This window comes from Quadrisphaera sp. DSM 44207, assembly GCF_900101335.1.
GTDB lineage: Bacteria > Actinomycetota > Actinomycetes > Actinomycetales > Quadrisphaeraceae > DSM-44207.
In genome coordinates this window covers 896,882-915,570 of record NZ_FNKA01000001.1, presented here as the reverse complement: position 1 = coordinate 915,570, position 18,689 = coordinate 896,882, and the positions used below count along the sequence as shown (strand labels likewise).

18 protein-coding genes are annotated in these 18,689 nt (G+C 75.4%); 14 read left to right on the top strand and 4 right to left on the bottom strand.

Annotation, left to right across the window (positions count from 1 at the left end; translation table 11 throughout):
- Positions 1–335 precede the first annotated feature (335 nt).
- From chvE to mmsB, 3 genes are all read left to right on the top strand, one after another.
- Positions 336–1,484, top strand: a complete 1,149-nt coding sequence (gene chvE / locus BLS82_RS04320; RefSeq protein ID WP_092861836.1) for a multiple monosaccharide ABC transporter substrate-binding protein — start codon at positions 336–338, stop codon at positions 1,482–1,484.
- 137 nt (positions 1,485–1,621) lie between these two features.
- Entirely contained in the window at positions 1,622–3,160 is a 1,539-nt protein-coding gene (gene mmsA, locus BLS82_RS04315) for a multiple monosaccharide ABC transporter ATP-binding protein (RefSeq protein WP_092861834.1), read from the top strand.
- Positions 3,157–4,410, top strand: coding sequence for a multiple monosaccharide ABC transporter permease (mmsB, locus tag BLS82_RS04310; protein WP_092861832.1), 1,254 nt, complete (start codon positions 3,157–3,159; stop codon positions 4,408–4,410). Before mmsA ends, mmsB begins: the two co-directional genes overlap by 4 nt.
- 84 nt (positions 4,411–4,494) lie before the next feature.
- On the opposite strand, the gene disA is transcribed toward mmsB, so the two are convergent.
- The 4 genes from disA to BLS82_RS04290 all read right to left on the bottom strand — a co-directional run bounded on the left by disA (position 4,495) and on the right by BLS82_RS04290 (position 8,291).
- Complete coding sequence (gene disA, locus BLS82_RS04305) at positions 4,495–5,577, bottom strand: DNA integrity scanning diadenylate cyclase DisA (RefSeq protein ID WP_092861830.1); 1,083 nt, start codon at positions 5,575–5,577, stop codon at positions 4,495–4,497.
- Between the two features lie 9 nt (positions 5,578–5,586).
- Positions 5,587–6,990, bottom strand: coding sequence for a DNA repair protein RadA (gene radA / locus BLS82_RS04300; RefSeq protein WP_092861828.1), 1,404 nt, complete (start codon positions 6,988–6,990; stop codon positions 5,587–5,589).
- Positions 6,991–7,059: 69 nt separating this feature from the next.
- Positions 7,060–7,428, bottom strand: coding sequence for a hypothetical protein (locus tag BLS82_RS04295; protein WP_092861826.1), 369 nt, complete (start codon positions 7,426–7,428; stop codon positions 7,060–7,062).
- A 146-nt stretch (positions 7,429–7,574) separates the two neighbouring features.
- Positions 7,575–8,291 (bottom strand): class I SAM-dependent methyltransferase, encoded by a 717-nt coding sequence (locus BLS82_RS04290; protein ID WP_092862772.1) that lies wholly within the window; start codon positions 8,289–8,291, stop codon positions 7,575–7,577.
- Positions 8,292–8,482: 191 nt separating this feature from the next.
- Here BLS82_RS04290 and BLS82_RS04285 point away from each other — a divergent pair, with 191 nt between their 5' ends.
- The 11 genes from BLS82_RS04285 (at position 8,483) to BLS82_RS04235 (ending at position 18,614) form a co-directional block, all read left to right on the top strand.
- On the top strand, positions 8,483–9,481 hold the full coding sequence (locus BLS82_RS04285) for a LacI family DNA-binding transcriptional regulator (protein ID WP_092862771.1): 999 nt from the start codon (positions 8,483–8,485) through the stop codon (positions 9,479–9,481).
- Positions 9,482–9,657: 176 nt separating this feature from the next.
- The gene (gene araB, locus BLS82_RS04280; RefSeq protein ID WP_092861824.1) at positions 9,658–11,457 is read left to right on the top strand and encodes a ribulokinase; all 1,800 of its coding nucleotides are present in this window, start codon (positions 9,658–9,660) and stop codon (positions 11,455–11,457) included.
- Positions 11,454–12,149 carry an L-ribulose-5-phosphate 4-epimerase gene (locus BLS82_RS04275; protein WP_092861822.1) on the top strand — a complete coding sequence of 232 codons (696 nt, stop codon included), beginning with the start codon at positions 11,454–11,456 and terminating at the stop codon, positions 12,147–12,149. The genes araB and BLS82_RS04275 overlap by 4 nt, the downstream gene beginning before the upstream one ends.
- A gap of 84 nt (positions 12,150–12,233) precedes the next feature.
- The gene (gene araA / locus BLS82_RS04270) at positions 12,234–13,742 is read left to right on the top strand and encodes an L-arabinose isomerase (RefSeq protein WP_092861820.1); all 1,509 of its coding nucleotides are present in this window, start codon (positions 12,234–12,236) and stop codon (positions 13,740–13,742) included.
- A gap of 93 nt (positions 13,743–13,835) precedes the next feature.
- Positions 13,836–14,231, top strand: a complete 396-nt coding sequence (locus BLS82_RS04265) for a CopG family transcriptional regulator (RefSeq protein ID WP_092861818.1) — start codon at positions 13,836–13,838, stop codon at positions 14,229–14,231.
- A 59-nt stretch (positions 14,232–14,290) separates the two neighbouring features.
- Positions 14,291–15,490, top strand: coding sequence for an extracellular catalytic domain type 1 short-chain-length polyhydroxyalkanoate depolymerase (locus tag BLS82_RS04260; RefSeq protein ID WP_218123527.1), 1,200 nt, complete (start codon positions 14,291–14,293; stop codon positions 15,488–15,490).
- A 9-nt stretch (positions 15,491–15,499) separates the two neighbouring features.
- Positions 15,500–16,351 (top strand): sugar phosphate isomerase/epimerase family protein, encoded by an 852-nt coding sequence (locus BLS82_RS04255; RefSeq protein WP_092861814.1) that lies wholly within the window; start codon positions 15,500–15,502, stop codon positions 16,349–16,351.
- 73 nt (positions 16,352–16,424) lie between these two features.
- Positions 16,425–17,540, top strand: a complete 1,116-nt coding sequence (locus tag BLS82_RS04250) for an acetoin utilization protein AcuC (RefSeq protein ID WP_092862770.1) — start codon at positions 16,425–16,427, stop codon at positions 17,538–17,540.
- 209 nt (positions 17,541–17,749) lie between these two features.
- Complete coding sequence (locus BLS82_RS04245; protein WP_092861812.1) at positions 17,750–17,956, top strand: helix-turn-helix domain-containing protein; 207 nt, start codon at positions 17,750–17,752, stop codon at positions 17,954–17,956.
- A gap of 177 nt (positions 17,957–18,133) precedes the next feature.
- Entirely contained in the window at positions 18,134–18,232 is a 99-nt protein-coding gene (locus BLS82_RS04240) for a 30S ribosomal protein bS22 (RefSeq protein WP_012085056.1), read from the top strand.
- 124 nt (positions 18,233–18,356) lie between these two features.
- A complete protein-coding gene (locus BLS82_RS04235; RefSeq protein WP_092861810.1) occupies positions 18,357–18,614 on the top strand; it encodes a glutaredoxin family protein in 258 nt (85 codons plus the stop codon).
- Positions 18,615–18,689 lie beyond the last annotated feature (75 nt).

Sequence of the window (18,689 nt, the reverse complement as noted above, 5' to 3'; positions counted from 1 at the left end):
CGCCGTAAGTACGGTTCCGAAGGAACTGCTGGAGGCTGAACGCCGCCGGCGTGGTCCGCGCGCCCCCGCCGCGGCCGGGCTCCGGTGCAGGTCTCAGTCGTTACAGAGTCGTGACGCTCCTTCGGGTGCACGCGCTTGACGCGGACTGCGTGTGAACGTTCACACTGACTGTCGCCCGCCGCCCAGCGGGCGCGGGTGGGCCGGGTCGAGCCAGTTCCACCAGCGGTCCTCCACCGTCGCGGAGGAGGACCCGACACCTGACCGAGCACCGTGCCGGGAGGGTTCGGAGAGCCGGCGAGCGCCGGTGCTCCGCGGACGTTCTCGAGGAGGAGAGCATGGTGAGCAAGAAGCTCGGCGTGGTGGCCCTGGGGTCCGCCCTGGCCTTCAGCCTGACCGCCTGCGGCGGCGAGGGTGCCGGCGGCAGCACGCAGGACACCGCGAACGCCGACCCCAGCGAGCTGACGATCGGCGTCGCGATGCCGACCCAGACGTCGGAGCGGTGGATCGCCGACGGCGCGTCCGTCGAGGAGGGCCTGGAGGCCGCCGGCTACGAGGTCAACCTCCAGTACGCCAACGACGACATCCCCACGCAGCAGCAGCAGATCGACCAGATGATCACGCAGGGCGCCGACGCCCTCGTCGTCGCCGCCATCGACGGCACGGCGCTGAGCGGGCAGCTGCAGGCCGCCGCCGACGCGGGCATCCCCGTCATCTCCTACGACCGCCTGATCCGCGACAGCGAGAACGTCGACTTCTACGTGACCTTCGACAACGAGGAGGTCGGGCGCCAGCAGGCCACCGCCCTGCTCGCCGGCCTCGGGGTCCTCAACCGCGACGGCACGCCGGGGCAGGCCACCGGCCCGTTCAACGTCGAGCTGTTCGCCGGGTCCCTCGACGACAACAACGCCCACTTCTTCTGGGGCGGCGCGATGGAGGTCCTCCAGCCCTTCATCGACAACGGCACCGTGGTCGTGAAGTCGGGCCAGACGTCCATCGAGCAGGCCGCGACGCTGCGCTGGCAGCAGGAGACGGCGCAGCGCCGCATGGAGGACCTGCTGACCTCCACGTACAGCGACGGCAGCCGCGTGGACGGCGTCCTCTCGCCCTACGACGGCCTCTCCCGCGGCATCATCACCGCGCTGCAGAACGCCGGCTACGGCAGCGGCAGCAACCCCATCCCGGTCGTCACGGGCCAGGACGCGGAGATCGCCTCGGTCAAGCTCATCGCCGACGGCGTGCAGAGCTCCACGATCTTCAAGGACACGCGGAACCTGGCCGAGCAGGCCATCACCTCCACGCAGGCGTTCCTGGAGGGCGGGGAGCCGGAGGCCAACGACACCGAGACGTACGACAACGGCGTCAAGGTCGTCCCCGCCTACCTGCTGCCCATCGAGACCGTCTACCAGGACACGATCCAGCAGCAGCTGATCGACACCGGCTACTACACCGCCGAGGAGGTGGCGTCCGGCCAGTCCGCCGGCTGAGCCACCGCGGCACCACGGCGAGCAGGGCCCGCCCCGGCAGCGGTTCTCCAGCCGCTGCCGGGGCGGGCCCCTGCTAGCACCCGGCGACCCGAGCGCGCATCATCTGTGCACCACTGGACGAGGACGGCAGAGGCGGCATGAGCGACCACATCCTGGAGATGCGCTCCATCACCAAGACCTTCCCGGGCGTCAAGGCGCTGCAGGACGTCTCCCTGGCGGTGCGCCGCGGGGAGATCCACGCCATCTGCGGCGAGAACGGCGCGGGGAAGTCGACCCTCATGAAGGTGCTCTCCGGGGTCTACCCCGCGGGCTCCTACGAGGGCGAGATCTGGTTCGACGGCGAGCGCGTGGAGTTCTCGGGCATCAACGACAGCGAGCACAAGGGCATCGTCATCATCCACCAGGAGCTCGCCCTGGTGCCCCACCTGTCGGTGGCCGAGAACATCTTCCTCGGCAACGAGCAGCGCGGCCGGGGCGGCCTGATCGACTGGCACCGCACCAACGCCGAGGCGGCCAAGCTGCTCGCCCGCGTGGGGCTGGACGAGAACCCCACCACGCCGATCGGCCAGCTCGGCGTCGGCAAGCAGCAGCTCGTGGAGATCGCGAAGGCGCTGTCGAAGAACGTGCGCCTGCTGATCCTCGACGAGCCCACCGCCGCGCTCAACGACACCGACTCCGAGCACCTGCTGGGGCTGCTGCGTCACCTGCAGGGCCAGGGCATCACCTCGATCATGATCTCGCACAAGCTCAACGAGATCGAGGCGGTCTCCGACTCGGTGACGATCATCCGCGACGGCCGGACCATCGAGACCCTGGACATGAAGGCCGACGGGGTCACCCAGGACCGCATCATCCGCGGCATGGTCGGGCGCGACCTGGAGCACCGCTACCCCGAGCGCGAGTCGCACCCGGGCGAGGAGGTCCTGCGGATCGAGGACTGGACGGTGTGGCACCCCACCCAGGACCGCAAGGTCGTCGACGGCGCGAACCTGTCCGTGCGCGCCGGCGAGGTCGTCGGCATCGCGGGCCTCATGGGCGCCGGGCGCACCGAGCTCGCGATGAGCGTCTTCGGGCACTCCTACGGGCGCAACACCACCGGGCGCCTGTACAAGCGCGGCCGGGAGATCAAGGCGCGCACGGTGCAGGAGGCGATCCGCCATGGCATCGCCTACGCCACCGAGGATCGCAAGAAGTACGGCCTGAACCTCATCGAGGACATCAAGCGCAACGTCTCCGCGGCGGCGCTCGGCAAGCTGTCCCGCGGCGGCTGGGTCAACGGCAACGAGGAGATCAAGGTCGCCGAGGACAGCCGGCGGAGCATGAACATCAAGGCCCCGACCGTGATGTCCGTCGTGGGCAAGCTCTCCGGGGGCAACCAGCAGAAGGTCGTGCTGTCGAAGTGGATCTACGCCGACCCCGACGTGCTGATCCTCGACGAGCCCACCCGCGGCATCGACGTCGGCGCCAAGTACGAGATCTACACGATTATCAACCGCCTCGTCGCCGAGGGCAAGGCCGTCGTCGTCATCTCGTCCGAGCTGCCGGAGCTGCTCGGGATCTGCGACCGCATCTACACGCTGTCGGCCGGGAGGATCACCGGCGAGGTGCCCATCGAGCGGGCCACGCAGGAGAGCCTCATGGAGCTCATGACCAAGGAGAAGGACGCCGTCCGATGACCAGCACCGCCACCCGGCCCTCGGGCTCGACGCCCAGCGGCCCCGAGGGGAGCGCGTCGGCCGCCCTGCACAGCGGCACGAGCGACCTCAAGGGCCTGTTCACGCGCAACCTGCGCACGAGCGGCATCTACATCGCCTTCGTGGCGATCGTGGCGCTGTTCACCGTCCTCACGGACGGCGTGCTGCTGAGCCCCATCAACATCACCAACATCGTCCTGCAGTACTCCTACATCCTCGTGCTGGCGATCGGCATGGTGATCGTCATCATCGCCGGCCACATCGACCTGTCGGTCGGGTCGGTGGCCGGCCTCGCGGGAGCCGCCTCCGCCGTCCTGGTGATCCAGCAGGGCGTGCCGTGGTGGCTCGGCGTCGTCGCCGCGATCGTCGTCGGCCTGGTCGTCGGCGCGTGGCAGGGCTTCTGGGTGGCCTACGTCGGCATCCCGGCGTTCATCGTCACCCTCGCCGGCATGCTGCTCTTCCGCGGCATGACGCAGCAGGTGCTCGGCAACGTCTCCCTCTCGCCGTTCCCGGCCGAGTACCAGCAGGTCGCGAGCGGCTTCCTCAACGGCCTGCTCGGCGGCAGCGGCTACGACGCCTTCACGCTGCTCGTCGCTGCCCTCGCGGTGGCGGCGTACGCGGTCATGAGCTTCCGCACCCGGCAGGCGAAGGTGCGCTACCAGCAGGTGGTGGAGTCCTTCCCGCTGTTCGCCCTGAAGATCGTGCTCGTCGGCGCGGTCGTCATGGCCTTCGCGTGGCAGCTGGCGCACAGCCGCGGCCTGCCGATCGTGCTGATCATCCTCGCGGTCCTGATCATCGCCTACTCCCTCGTCACCCGCGGCACGGTCTTCGGGCGCCAGGTGTACGCGATCGGCGGCAACCTGTCGGCGGCGCAGCTGTCCGGCGTCAACGTCCGGAAGGTCAACTTCTGGATCTTCGTCAACATGGGCTTCCTCGCCGCCGTGGCCGGCGTGATCTTCTCCTCGCGCTCCAACGGGGCCCAGCCGAACGCCGGCAACATGTTCGAGCTCGACGCCATCGCGGCCGCCTTCATCGGCGGTGCGGCGGTCACGGGCGGCGTCGGCACGGTCGTCGGCGCGATGGTCGGCGGCCTGATCATGGCCGTGATGAGCAACGGCATGCAGCTGCTGAACGTGGAGCAGCCCACGCAGTCGATCATCCGCGGCCTCGTCCTGCTGCTGGCCGTCGCCTTCGACGTCTACACCAAGCGCCGGGCGGGCAGCTCGCGCTGACCCCTCCCCTCGCGGCGACCGCGCGGGCCCGCCACCTCCTCGGAGGTGGCGGGCCCGCGCGCGTCGGGCGCGGAGCCCGCGCCCTCAGACGTACCGCTCGAGGATGCTGGACTCCGCCAGCCGCGACAGGCCCTCGCGGATCGCCCGAGCCCGCTGCTCGCCCACGCCGCCGACCGTCATCAGGTCCTCCGTGCTGGCGGCGAGGAGCTTCTGCAGGCCGTCGTAGTGGTCCACCAGGCGGTCCACGACGACCGGGGGCAGCCGCGGCACCTTCGACAGCAGCCGGTAGCCGCGCGGGCTCGCCGCGCCGTCGAGGGACTCCCCGTCGACGACGAGGCCCATCACCGCGGCCAGGGCCTCGAGGTCGACGAGCTGGCTGGACCCGAGCGCGGCCAGGTCGGCCAGGACGTCGGCGACCGTGCGGTCCGAGCGCCCGGGGGGCAGGTAGTCGCGGATGACGAGCTCGCGGTCCGGGCCGATCCCGCCGACGAGCTCCTCGAGCTGCAGGGACAGCAGCCTGCCGTCGATGCCGAGCTCGACGACGTAGCCGGCGATCTCCTCGGAGATGCGCCGCACCATCTCCAGGCGCTGCACGACGCTCGCGACGTCGCGCAGGGTCACGAGATCCTCGATCTCCAGGGCCGAGAGGGTGCCGGTGACCTCGTCGAGGCGCGCGCGGTAGCGCTCCAGGGTCGCCAGGGCCTGGTTGGCGCGGGCGAGGATCGCCTCGGAGCCCTCCAGCACGTGCCGCCGTCCGCCCACGTAGAGGGCGACGATGTTCATCGAGGCGCTGACGGAGACCACCGGCAGGCCCGTCTGCTTGGCCACGCGCTCGGCCGTGCGGTGCCGCGTGCCGGACTCGCTCGTCTCGATGCTCGGGTCGGGCACCAGCTGGACCGCCGCGCGCACGATCTTGGTGACGGCGCCGTCGCAGACGATGGCGCCGTCCATCTTCGCGAGCTCGCGCAGGCGGGTGGCGGCGAAGTCGACGTCGAGGGCGAAGCCGCCGGTGCACAGCGACTCCACCGTCGGGTCGTGGCCGAGGACGATCAGCGCGCCGGTGCGCCCGCGCAGGATGCGCTCCAGGCCGTCGCGCAGCGGGGTGCCCGGGGCCACCGCCGCCAGCGTGGTGCGCAGCAGGCCCTCTTCGGTGCGGTCCTCGGGCACCCGTCCAGTCTAGGGGCGCGCGGAGGCGCCGGCGGAGTCCGCGAGCACCGTGGTGACCGCCTGCGACACGGCCGTGACCGGCACCACCGTGATGCCGTCGGGGGCCTCCTGGACGGCGCCCGCGGGCACCACCGCCGTCGTGAAGCCCAGGCGCGCGGCCTCCGACAGCCGGCGCTGCAGGCCCGGCACCGGCCGCACCTCGCCCGCCAGGCCGATCTCGCCGAACGCCACGGTGCCCGCGGGCACGGCGACGTCGGTGGTCGCGCTGACCAGCGCCAGGGCGGTGGCGAGGTCGGCCGCCGGCTCGCCCAGGCGCACGCCCCCGACGGTGGCGACGTAGACGTCCTGGCCGGCGAGGGGCAGGCGGCAGCGGCGGGTGAGGACGGCGACGACCATCGCGACGCGGCTGGAGTCCAGGCCGCTGACGGTGCGCCGCGGGTTGGCCGCGCTCGTGGCGGCGACGAGGGCCTGCACCTCCGTCACCAGCGGGCGGCGCCCCTCGACGGTGACGGTGACGCAGGTGCCCGGCACGGGCGCGGCCGCGCCGTCCTCGCCGGGGAAGCGGGAGAGGAACAGGCCGCTGGGGTCGGTCAGCCCGGTGATGCCGGTGTCGGACAGGTCGAAGCAGCCGACCTCGTCGGTGGGGCCGAACCGGTTCTTCACCGCCCGCACGACGCGCAGCCGCGAGTGGCGGTCGCCCTCGAAGGAGCAGACGACGTCCACCAGGTGCTCGAGCACCCGCGGGCCGGCCAGCGAGCCGTCCTTGGTGACGTGGCCGACGAGCAGCGTGGCCATCGCGCGCTCCTTGGCCGCGCGCACGAGCGCGGCCGCGACCTCGCGCACCTGCGCGACCCCGCCGGCGGCGCCCTCGACGTCCGCGGAGGCGACCGTCTGCACGGAGTCGACGACCAGCAGGTCGGGGCGCACCGCCTCCACCTGCCCGAGGACGCTGCCGAGGTCGCCCTCGGCGGCGAGGAAGAGGCGGGGGCGCAGCGCGCCGATGCGCTCCGCGCGCAGGCGCACCTGGCCCGCGGACTCCTCGCCCGTGACGTACAGCACCGTGCGCCCGGAGGCCGCCGCGCGGGAGGCGACGTCGAGCAGCAGGGTGGACTTGCCCACGCCCGGCTCGCCCGACAGCAGCACCACCGCCCCCGGCACCAGCCCGCCGCCGAGCACGCGGTCGAGCTCCTCCATCCCCGTCGGGCGCGCGCGCACCGGCTCGACGTCGATCTCGGCGATGGGCCGCGCCGGGGTGCTCACGGCCACCGGCGCGGTGCGCCCGGGCGCCGCCGCGGCCTCCTCCACCGTGCCCCACGCCTGGCACTCGCCGCAGCGGCCCACCCACTTCGCCGACGTCCAGCCGCACTCGGCGCAGCGGTAGGTGGGGCGGGCGCGGCCTGCTCGGGAGCTCACGGGACGACGCTAGGCGGCGGCACCGACAGTCCGGCGCCGCCGCGCCCGCCCCCTCGACGCCGCCCGCCGTCAGACCGGCGTGACGGGGAAGAGCTTGCTGCCGACCATCGCCAGGCCGCCGATGAGCAGGGCGATCGACGGGGTGACGGCGGCGACGAGCACCCCGGCGTGGCCCTCGCGCCGGGCCCCGGCGACGCCCGCCACGCACATGAGCACCACGCCGAGGGCGGTGAAGCCGAAGGCCGCCGCCAGCGCGCCGCCGGGCGCGCTCAGCGCCTGCGGCGGCACGATGAGCGAGGGCACGAGGACCCCGACGACGCCGCCGAGGACCCAGAGCAGGACCAGCGCGACGGCCGCCGCCGACGGGCGGGGCCAGCGGATCGGGGCGACGGAGCGCTGGCCCGTCGGGTGCGCCTGCGCGGCGTCCGGGATGGTCATGGGGTCACTGTGCTCCGCGGCGCGGCGCGACGCCACACCGGCGCGCCGCCGCACCCGGGGCCGCACCCGAGGTCGCACCCGGGGCCGCCCCGAGCACGTCCCGGGCGCCTGCCGAGGACGCGCCCGGGACGTGCTCGGGCGCCCGCTCAGGAGCGGCGCCACCGCAGCACGAGCGCGTGGTCCAGCTCGGTGCCCGGGTGCTCGGCGAGCGCGGCGTCGGCCGCGGCGGGGGGCGGCTCGATGCGGACGACGGCCTCGAAGGCGGCGCGGTCCGGCGCCGCCCACCGCACGAGCAGCTGCTCGCGCCGCCAGCCCTGGCGGCGCCAGAAGCGCTCGACCGCCACGGGGTCGTGCCGGGGGACGGCGCGCCGGAACCAGGCGCCGAACGTGGAGCGGGTGGCGTCGGTGTCGACGACCACGGACAGCCCGCCGGGGCGCACCACCCGGGCGAGCTCGGCCAGGCCCGGCTCGCAGCCCGGGCCGAAGAAGTACGCCCAGCGCGCGTGGGCGAGGTCGACCGAGGCGTCCGGCAGGGGCAGCCGCTGGGCGGTGCCGGCCACCGCGCCGGCCCCGGGCAGGCCGGCCGCGCGGCGCCGCGCGGCCTCCAGCAGCGGCGGGTGCGGCTCGACGCCGACCACCCGGGCCGCCGCGCCCGGCCCGGTCGCGAACCGCGCCAGGCCGGCGCCCGCGCCGCACCCGACGTCGAGGACCCGCAGGCCCTCCCAGCCGCGCGGCCCGAGCAGGGACCGCACGGCGGCGCCGACCGCGCCGTCCGGGTCGACGACGCGGTCCTCCAGCTCGTAGACCTCGGGGTGGTACCAGGCGTTGGGGCTGGGCAGCACGCCCCCGAGCTCCTGCGGCACGCGGCGAGGGTAGGCCGGGCGGGGGTCGAGGGCGGCGGGCGACCAGCCGGGGCGGGTCGCGGCGGCGGTCGCGTGAGCGCTCACATCCGGCCGCGCGGCCAGTACCCTCCGTGCAGGAGGCCGCTGCGGAGGAGGGGACGGTGCTGCCCGACGCTGGCCCGCGCACCCCCTCGCCGGCTCGCACGCCCGTGATGGCCGACGTGGCGGCCCGGGCGGGGGTGTCCCACCAGACGGTCTCCCGCGTGATCAACGGGCACCCCAGCGTGCGGCCGGCCACGCGCGACCGGGTGGAGCGCGCCATCGCCGACCTCGGGTACCGCCCCAACACCGCGGCGCGCGCCCTGGTCACGCGCCAGTCGCACGCCATCGGCGTCGTCAGCGCCGCCACCGCCCACTACGGCCCCACCAGCACCCTGCTGGGGCTGGAGGAGGCCGCCCGCGCGGCCGGGTACGTCGTCAGCGTCACCGTGCTGGCGGACGTCGGCGCGGCGGCGATGCGGGCCGCCGTGGAGCACCTGATGGTCCAGTCGGTCGACGCCCTGGTGGTCATCGCGCCCCAGGACGCCGCGGTCGACGCCGCGCGCGCCGTGGAGGCCGCCGTCCCGCTCGTGACGGTCGAGGTCTCGGCCGCAGGGGGCGTCCACGGCGTCTCGGTCGACCAGGAGACCGGGGCGCGCCTGGCCGTGCGGCACCTGCTCGCCCTGGGCCACGCCACCGTCCACCACGTCACGGGCCCGCTCGACTGGCTGGAGGCCCGCGCCCGCGCCTCCGGCTGGCGCGCCGCGCTCGCCGAGGCCGGCGCCGCCGTCCCGCAGCCGCTGGGAGGGGACTGGTCGCCGCTGTCCGGCTACCGCGCCGGGCAGCGGCTGGCGGCCGCGGCGGAGCCGGTGACGGCGGTCTTCGCCGGCAACGACCAGATGGCCGTGGGCCTCGTGCGGGCCCTGGCCGAGGCCGGGCTCGACGTGCCCCGGGACGTGAGCGTGGTGGGCTTCGACGACGTCCCGGAGGCCGCGTTCTTCGCGCCCCCGCTGACCACCGTGCGCCAGGACTTCGCCGAGCTCGGGCGCCGCTGCCTGCAGGCCGTCCTCGCCCGCCTGGCCGGCGCGGCGCCGGCCGCGCGCCCCGTCGCGCCCACCCTCGTGGTGCGCGACAGCACGGCGCCGCCGCGCCGCGCGCCCGGCGCCCGCTGAGCCGCGGCAGCAGCCGCGCAAGAGCGCCGGACGAGCGCCGCAGGGCCGGCGCCCGAGCGCCGCAGGGCCGGCGGGCCGCTCGGCGGAGCCTTGACCCGAGACGATGTGAACGCTCACAATCGCTGTCGGCCGCCGGTGTCCCCGCGGGCGGCACGCCCGGCGGAGGAGACCACGCGATGACGGCCAGCGCCCCCACGACCCGCCCCGACCCCGCCCGCGCGGTGGTGGTCGGCGTCGACTACGGCACGCTGTCCGGGCGCGCCGTGGTCGTCCGGGTGACCGACGGCGCGGAGCTGGGCAGCGCCGTCCACCCCTACCGGCACGCGGTGCTCGAGCGGTCCCTGGACGTCGACGGGCGCCCGGGCCCGGCGCTGCCGCCGGACTGGGCGCTGCAGGTGCCGCGGGACTACGTCGAGGTGCTCCAGCAGGCGGTGCCCGCGGCGCTCGCCGCCAGCGGCGTCGACGCCGCCGACGTCGTCGGCGTCGGCACCGACTTCACCGCCTGCACCATGGTCCCGACCCTGGCCGACGGCACCCCGCTGTGCGAGCTGGAGCGGTTCGCGGACAGGCCCCACGCCTACGTGAAGCTGTGGAAGCACCACGCCGCCCAGTCCCACGCCGACCGGATCAACGCCCTGGCCGCCGAGCGCGGGGAGCCGTGGCTGGCCCGCTACGGCGGCCGCATCTCCAGCGAGTGGGAGTTCGCCAAGGGCCTGCAGCTGCTCGAGGAGGACCCGGAGGTCTACGCCGCCACCGAGCGGTGGGTGGAGGCCGCCGACTGGATCGTGTGGCAGCTGTGCGGCGCGTACGTGCGCAACGCGTGCACCACCGGCTACAAGGCCATCCACCAGGACGGGCAGTACCCCTCGCGCGAGTTCCTCGCGGCGCTCGACCCCGGCTTCGCCGGCTTCGTGGCCGACAAGGTCGAGCAGCCCATCGCCGACCTCGGCGCGCGGGCCGGCGGGCTCACGGCGCAGGCGGCGGCGTGGACCGGCCTGCCGGAGGGCATCGCCGTCGCGGTCGGCAACATCGACGCGCACGTGACCGCGCCGGCCGCCCAGGCCACCGGGGCCGGCCAGATGCTCGCGGTGATGGGCACCTCCACCTGCCACGTGATGAGCTCGGACCGGCTCGGCGAGGTCCCCGGCATGTGCGGCGTCGTCGACGGAGGCATCGTGCCGGGCCTGTGGGGCTACGAGGCCGGCCAGAGCGGCGTGGGCGACGTCTTCGGCTGGTTCGTGGACACCTCCGTCCCGGCCCCGTACGCCGAGGAGGCCGCCCGGCGCGGGCTCGACCTGCACGCGCACCTGACGGAGCTGGCCGCGGCCCAGGAGGTCGGCGAGCACGGGCTCGTGGCCCTGGACTGGCACAGCGGCAACCGGTCGGTGCTGGTGGACCACGAGCTGTCCGGCGTCGTCGTCGGCCAGACCCTCGCCACGCGCCCGGAGGACACCTACCGGGCGCTGCTGGAGGCCACCGCGTTCGGCACCCGCGTGATCGTCGAGGCGTTCGAGGAGGCCGGCGTGCCGGTCACCGAGCTCGTCGTCGCCGGCGGGCTGCTGAAGAACCAGCTGCTGATGCAGATCTACGCCGACGTCACCCGCCGCCCGCTCAGCACGATCGTCTCGCAGCAGGGCCCGGCGCTCGGCGCGGCGATCCACGCCGCCGTCGCCGCGGGCGCCCACCCCGACGTCCACGCGGCGGCGGCCGCCATGGGGCGGGTGCGCCGCGCCGTCCACACGCCCGACGAGGAGCGCGCGCGGGCCTACGACGCCCTGTACGCCGAGTACCGCCGGCTGCACGACCTGTTCGGCCGCGCCGAGCGCGGCAGCGAGCTGGACGTCCTGCACCGGCTGCGCGACGTGCGCCGCACGGCGGTGCGGCGCGCCGGGCGGGGCCCGGGCGCGGCGAGCGACCACGAGGAGTACGAGACGTCCGGTGCCGCCGAGGGCACCCGCGAGGAGGCCACCGCATGACCAGCACGAGCACGGCGACCGAGCGGGGCACCCACCGCGACCTGCGGCAGGCCGTGGCCGACCTGCACGAGGAGCTGACCCGCTACCAGCTCGTGACGTGGACGTCGGGCAACGTCTCCGCCCGCGTGCCGGGCGAGGACCTGTTCGTCATCAAGGCCAGCGGCGTGTCGTACGCGGAGCTGACGTGGGAGGGCGTCGTGGTCTGCGACCTCGACGGCGCCCTCGTCGACGGCCTCCTCGCGCCCTCCAGCGACACGGCCGCGCACGCGTTCGTCTACCGGGCCAGGCCCGAGGTCGGCGGGGTGGTGCACACCCACAGCCCCTACGCCACGGCGTGGGCCGCGCGCGGGGAGGAGGTCCCGTGCGTGCTCACCGCGATGGCGGACGAGTTCGGCGGCCCGATCCCGGTCGGCCCGTTCGCGCTCATCGGCGACGACTCGATCGGCCGCGGCATCGTCGAGACCCTCGCCGGGTCGCGCTCGCCGGCCGTGTTGATGCGCAACCACGGCGTGTTCGCCATCGGCCCGAGCGCGCGCGCCGCCGTCAAGGCCGCCGTGATGACCGAGGACGTCGCCCGCACCGTGCACCTCTCCCGCCAGCTCGGCGAGCCCCTGCCCATCGACCCGGCGGACGTCGACCGCCTCTACGAGCGCTACCAGAACGCCTACGGCCAGCCCCTGGCGACGGACTGAGCCCGCACCGGGGCGAGCAGCACCGAGCAAGCACCGAGCAGCACCGAGCCAGCACCGAGCCAGCACCCGAGGACGAGGAGCGAGATGAAGGACCCGTACGCACCACTGGAGATCTGGTTCCTCACGGGCAGCCAGGGGCTGTACGGCGACGACGTGCTGGAGCAGGTGGCGGAGCAGTCGCGCCGCATCCACGAGCAGCTCGACGCCCGGCCCGAGGTGCCGGTGCGCGTGGTGTGGAAGCCGGTCCTGACGGACTCCGACGCCATCCGCCGCCTGGTGCTCGAGGCCGGCGCCTCCGACGCGTGCATCGGCGTCGTCGCCTGGATGCACACGTTCTCCCCGGCGCGGATGTGGATCGCCGGCCTGTCGGTGCTGACCGTGCCGCTGCTGCACCTGCACACGCAGCTGAACACCGAGCTGCCGTGGGCGAGCATCGACATGGACTTCATGAACCTGAACCAGGCCGCCCACGGCGACCGGGAGTTCGGGTACGTGCTCACCCGCCTCGGCGCCGCCCGCACCACGGTCGCCGGCCACGTCAGCGACCCGGGGGTCGGCGAGCGCGTCGGCGCCTGGGCCCGCGCCGCGGCCGGTCGGGCGCAGGCCCGCTCGCTGCGCCTGGCCCGCTTCGGGGACACGATGCGCCAGGTCGCCGTGACCGAGGGCGACAAGGTCGACGCCCAGATCCGGTTCGGGGTCGACGTGGAGGCCTACGGCGTCAACGCGCTCGTCGCCGCCGTCGCCGCCGTCGCCGACGCCGAGGCCGACGAGGTCGTCGCCGAGTACGAGGACCGCTACGACGTCGCGCCCGAGCTGCGCCGCGGCGGCGAGCGGCACGAGTCCCTGCGCTACGGCGCGAGGCAGGAGGTGGCGCTGCGCCGGCTCATGGCGGAGACCGGCGCCACCGCGTTCACGACGAACTTCGAGGACCTCGGCGGCCTGCGCCAGCTGCCCGGCCTCGCCGTGCAGCGCCTCATGGCCGACGGGTACGGCTTCGCCGGCGAGGGGGACTGGAAGACCTCCGCGCTGCTGCGGATCCTCAAGGTCGCCGGGCACGGCCTCCCCGGCGGCACCTCCTTCATGGAGGACTACACCTACCACCTGGTGCCGGGGCGCGAGCTCATCCTCGGCGCGCACATGCTCGAGGTGTGCCCGACCATCACCAGCGAGCGCCCCCGCATCGAGATCCACCCGCTCGGCATCGGGAACCGCGAGGACCCGGTGCGGATGGTGTTCACGGCCGACGCCGCGCGCGCCGTCGTCGTCGGCTGGTCCGACCTCGGCGACCGCTTCCGCCTCGTGGCCAACGAGGTGGACGTCGTCGCCCCCGAGCAGGACCTGCCGCGGCTGCCCGTGGCCCGCGCGGTGTGGCGGCCGCTGCCCGACTGGCGCACCTCCACCGAGTGCTGGCTGGAGGCCGGCGGCCCGCACCACACCGTGCTGAGCACCCAGGTCGGCGCCGAGGCGCTGCTCGACCTCGCCGACATGGTCGGCACGGAGCTGGCGCTGGTCGACGCCGGCACGAGCACCCGGCGCTTCCGCCAGGAGCTGCGCTGGAACGCCGCCTACCACCGGCTCGGCCAGGGGTTCTGAGCCCCGGCCCGACCGTGGGCGCCGCACCATCCTGAGACCATCCCGCGGGATGGTGGTACGCTGGTCCCAGCACCACGGACGGGAGGACGCGGCGTGGCGGAGGTCGACAAGACCGAGAAGATCACGGTCAACCTCGGCCTGGTCGACCTCGGGCAGATCGACCTGCTGGTCGACGAGGGCTTCTACGCCAACCGCACGGACTTCATCCGGACGGCGGTCCGCCGCCAGCTCGAGACCCGGGCCGGCGCGGTGGACCAGAGCGTCGCCCGGCGCACCCTCGCGCTCGGCACGCGCCACGTCACCCGCCGCGAGCTCGAGGAGCTGCGGGACGCCGGTCGCACGGTCGACCTGCGCGTCCTGGGGCTCGCGAGCATCGCCGACGACGTCCCGCCCGAGCTCGCGCTCGCGACGATCGCGTCGGTCGAGGTGCTGGGGGCCCTGCGGGCCCCGCGGGCGGTCAAGGCCGCCCTGGCGGCCCGGACGCGATGACCGGGGCCGCACGAGCAGGGCGGCGCCGAGGGCGCCGCTCCCGACGGAGGGACCCGAGCGTGGAGGACCAGCGGAGCACCCTGGTGGAGGCGCTGCACCTGACCCGCAGCGGGCGGGTGGCCGAGGCCACCGCCCTGCTGCAGCGGGGCCTCGGCGGTGCGGGAGCGCGCCCCGCGGCGCACGCCCCGACGGCGCACCCGACGGCGCACCCGACGGCGCACGCCGCGGCGCAGGCCCCAGGAGGCGCGGCGCGCGGCTCCCGCGGCGTGCGCGGGCTGCTCGAGGACCTGTCGTCGCGCCTGCCGACGCGGCTGCCTCCGGTCCGCCGCGGGACGGCGCCCGGGCGCGACGGGCGCGGTGGCGCCTCCGCCCGCGCCGACCTGCCCGGCGAGGTCCTCCACCGCACGCACACCGGGCCGGCGGGGTCGCGCACCTACGACCTGTACGTCCCGAGCGGCTACGACGGGCGGCCCGTGCCCCTCGTGGTGATGCTCCACGGCGGCACCCAGGACGCCGCCGACTTCGTGGCCGGCACGCGCATGGACCACCTCGCCGAGCAGCGCACCTTCCTCGTCGCCTACCCGGAGCAGTCCCGCGCGGCCAACCACGGCCGCTACTGGAACTGGTTCCGCCCGGGCGACCAGGGGCGCGACGCCGGCGAGCCCGCGCTGCTCGCCGCGATCGTCCGCGAGGTGGCGGGCAGCCACGCCGTCGACCCCGAGCGGGTCTTCGTCGCGGGCCTGTCCGCCGGAGGGGCCATGGCCGCCGTGCTGGGCACCACGCACCCGGACCTCTTCGCCGCCGTCGGGGTCCACAGCGGCCTGGCGGCCGGCAGCGCCACCGACGCGCCGTCCGCGTTCGCCGCCATGCGCGGCGGCGGCGCGCCCGGCCCCGCGCTGGCGGTGCCCCTGGTGGTCTTCCACGGCGACCAGGACCCCACCGTCGCCCCCGTCAACGCCGAGCGCCTGGTGGCCTCCCGCCTCGCGGCGCCCGGCCCGGACGGCGCGCCGCTCGGCGAGCGGGGCTCGGCCGTGGTCGAGGACGGCGAGAGCGGCGGGCGCCGCTACCGGCGCACCGTGCACCGCGACGCCCGCGACCGCGTCGTCGCCGAGCAGTGGGCCGTGCGCGGCGCCGGGCACGCGTGGTCCGGGGGCAGCGCGGCCGGCTCCTACGCGGACCCGTCGGGCCCCGACGCCTCGGCGCAGATGGTGCGGTTCTTCCTCGAGCACGGCGCGAGGAGCCCGCGGACCGGGGCCTAGGCTGGCGGCATGGTGGTGCCGGTCGCCCTCTCCACGGCCTCGGCCTACCCGCAGGGCTGCGCCGACGCCTTCGAGATGGCGGCGCGGCTCGGCTACGACGGCGTCGAGGTCATGGTCTGGTCCGACCCGGTCAGCCAGGACGTCGACGCGGTCGCGGAGCTGGTGCAGCACTACGGCGTGCCCGTCCTGTCGGTGCACGCGCCGACGCTGCTGCTCACCCAGCGCGTGTGGGGGCGCGAGCCGTGGCCGAAGGTCACCCGCGCGGCTCAGATGGCGCACCGCCTCGGGGCGGACACCGTGGTCGTGCACCCGCCCTTCCGCTGGCAGCGCGAGTACGCCGCGGGGTTCGTGCCCGGCGTGCGCGAGCTCGCCGACCGCGAGGGCGTCGTCATCGCCGTGGAGAACATGTACCCCTGGCGGGCGCGCTCGCGGGAGTTCGCCGCGTACGCGCCGGGCTGGGACCCGTGCCTGCTCGACTACGACGCGATGACGCTCGACGTCTCGCACGCCTCCACCGCCGGCGTCGACAGCCTGGAGCTGGCGCGCCGGATGGGCGACCGGCTCGCCCACCTGCACCTGACGGACGGCACGGGCTCGCCCAAGGACGAGCACCTGCTGCCCGGTCGCGGCGACCAGCCGGTGGAGGCGCTGCTGGACCACCTGGTGGACAGCGCGTGGGAGGGCACGGTCGTGGTGGAGGTGAGCACGCGCACCAGCCGCAGCCCCGGTGAGCGCGAGGCCGACCTGGCCGAGGCGCTCGCCTTCACCCGCCGCTCCCTCGCGGCGCCCGGGCTGGCGCGGCGCGCACCCGCGAGGGCTCCCGCCGGGGTGCCGGACGGCGCGCAGGACGTGATGGGGTGACGACGGGGTGAGCCTGACCCGCGTGGTCTGGGACGACGTCCTGACCGCCCACGACTTCGGTCCCGGCCACCCCATGGACCCGGTGCGCCTGGACCTGACCGCCCGCCTGGCCCGCGAGCTCGGCCTGCTCGACGCGCCGGGCGTCGTGGTCGCCGGCGCCGGCGTCGCCCCCGACGCGCTGCTCGAGACCGTGCACGACCGCGAGTACGTCACCGCGGTGCGGCGCGTGTCCGCCGACCCGCGCCTCGTGGACCTGCAGCGCGGCCTCGGCACGGAGGACGACCCCGTCTTCGCCGGCATGCACGAGACCGCCGCGCGCGTGGTGGCCGCCACGGTCGACTCCGCCGACGCCGTCTGGAGCGGCGAGTGCACCCACGCCGTCAACGTCGCCGGCGGCCTGCACCACGCGATGCGCGACCGGGCGAGCGGGTTCTGCGTCTACAACGACGTGTCCGCGGCGATCCAGCGCCTCCTGGACGCCGGCGCCCGCCGGGTGGCCTACGTCGACGTCGACGTCCACCACGGGGACGGCGTGGAGGCGGCCTTCTGGAACGACCCGCGCGTGCTCACCGTCTCCGTGCACGAGTCCGGGCGCACGCTCTTCCCCGGCACGGGGTGGCCGGCGGACGTCGGCGGGCCCGACGCCCAGGGCGGCGCGGCGAACGTGGCGCTGCCGGCCGGCACGGGGGACGCCGGGTGGCTGCGCGCCGTCCACGCCGTCGCCGTGCCGCTGGTGCGGGCCTTCGAGCCGCAGGTGCTGGTGACCCAGCACGGCTGCGACAGCCACTTCCTCGACCCGCTGGCGCACCTGGCGGTCAGCGTCGACGCCCAGCGGGCGGTCGCCGCCACCCTGCACGACCTGGCGCACGAGGTGTGCGACGGGCGGTGGGTGGCCACCGGCGGCGGCGGGTACGAGCTGGTGGACGTCGTCCCGCGCTCCTGGGCGCACCTGCTCGGCGTGGCCGCGCACGCGCCCGTGGCGCCGGTCGTGCCCGTGCCGCCCGACTGGACGGCGCACGTGGCGGCGCTGCTGGGGCGGCCCGGGCCGGCGCGGATGACCGACGGCGCGGACGCCCGGTGGCAGCCGTGGGAGGCCGGGTGCGACCCGGCGTCCGTCGTGGACCAGGCGGTGCTGGCCACGCGCAGGGCGGTCTTCCCCCTCCACGGCCTCGACCCCTGGTTCGACTGACGCGGTCCACCGGCGTGCTCCGGCGCGCTCCGATGCGGTCCGGTGCGGCCCGGCGGGTGGGCGAGATGAGCGGTGAGTCCTGGTCTGAGCACTCTCCGTGCACATGGGATGACGCAACGCCTTCCCCAAGAGTCACAACAGCCCCTACAGTGGTCGTGCGACCGCAGAGCTCCGGACCCCCGGGGCCAGCAGCCTGACCAGGAGGGCAGATGGCGACGGACCGCGACCTCAGCGGTGTCCGCTTCCTGACGGTGGCCGAGGTGGCCACGATGATGCGGGTCTCGAAGATGACGGTGTACCGCCTGGTGCACTCGGGGGAGATGCCGGCCGTGCGCGTCGGCCGCTCCTTCCGGGTGCCCGAGACCGCGGTGGACCAGTACCTCCAGCACTCCTACATCCAGACCGAGACCGCCTGACGCGGCGGCTCCCGCACCGGAGGGCCCCGGGTGCTCCCAGGAGCGCTCGGGGCCTCGCGCTGCCCGGCGAGGGAGCGGGGCCGGGCGCGGCTGCGGCTACCCTGTGCGCCGGGGTGGGCCGCTGCCAGGACCGCCTGGCAGCACCGACCACCAGCACCGACCGACTGCGAGGGACCCGTGGGCTCCGTCATCAAGAAGCGCCGCAAGCGCATGGCCAAGAAGAAGCACCGCAAGCTGCTGCGCAGGACGCGCCACCAGCGCCGCAACAAGAAGTAGCCGCGGCCGCTCCGCGGCACCGCGCGCAGGCCCACCCGGCACCGCCGGTGCGGGCCTGCGGCGCGCCGGGGGCCGGCGCGGACCCGTCGGCGGCGCCGGTGCGGCGCCGTCCTACGGTGGGCCCGTGAGCGCGCCGTCCGAGACCGCCCCGCGGGTGGTGCTGTACGGGCGCGCCGGCTGCCACCTGTGCGACGTCGCCCGCGAGACCGTGCGGCGGGTGTGCGCCCAGACGGGCGCCGGGTGGTCCGAGGTCGACGTCGACACCGACCCGGAGCTGCGCGCGCGCTACACCGACCTCGTCCCGGTGGTCGTGGTCGACGGGCACCACCACGACCACTGGCGCATCGAGGAGCAGCGCCTGCGGGCGGCCCTCGGCGGCTGAGCCGACCCGGCGGACCCCGCCCGGCGGCCCCGCCGGAGGGCGTCCGGGGAACGTCCGGGTGACGTCCGTCACCGC

Excerpts from the sequence above, each read along its gene's own strand:
- chvE (WP_092861836.1), top strand. The coding sequence starts at position 336 with ATGGTGAGCAAGAAGCTCGGCGTGGTGGCCCTGGGGTCCGCCCTGGCC.
- mmsA (WP_092861834.1), top strand. The coding sequence starts at position 1,622 with ATGAGCGACCACATCCTGGAGATGCGCTCCATCACCAAGACCTTCCCG.
- mmsB (WP_092861832.1), top strand. The coding sequence starts at position 3,157 with ATGACCAGCACCGCCACCCGGCCCTCGGGCTCGACGCCCAGCGGCCCC.
- BLS82_RS04295 (WP_092861826.1), bottom strand. The coding sequence starts at position 7,428 with ATGACCATCCCGGACGCCGCGCAGGCGCACCCGACGGGCCAGCGCTCC.
- BLS82_RS04285 (WP_092862771.1), top strand. The coding sequence starts at position 8,483 with ATGGCCGACGTGGCGGCCCGGGCGGGGGTGTCCCACCAGACGGTCTCC.
- araB (WP_092861824.1), top strand. The coding sequence starts at position 9,658 with ATGACGGCCAGCGCCCCCACGACCCGCCCCGACCCCGCCCGCGCGGTG.
- BLS82_RS04275 (WP_092861822.1), top strand. The coding sequence starts at position 11,454 with ATGACCAGCACGAGCACGGCGACCGAGCGGGGCACCCACCGCGACCTG.
- araA (WP_092861820.1), top strand. The coding sequence starts at position 12,234 with ATGAAGGACCCGTACGCACCACTGGAGATCTGGTTCCTCACGGGCAGC.
- BLS82_RS04255 (WP_092861814.1), top strand. The coding sequence starts at position 15,500 with ATGGTGGTGCCGGTCGCCCTCTCCACGGCCTCGGCCTACCCGCAGGGC.
- BLS82_RS04250 (WP_092862770.1), top strand. The coding sequence starts at position 16,425 with ATGGACCCGGTGCGCCTGGACCTGACCGCCCGCCTGGCCCGCGAGCTC.
- BLS82_RS04245 (WP_092861812.1), top strand. The coding sequence starts at position 17,750 with ATGGCGACGGACCGCGACCTCAGCGGTGTCCGCTTCCTGACGGTGGCC.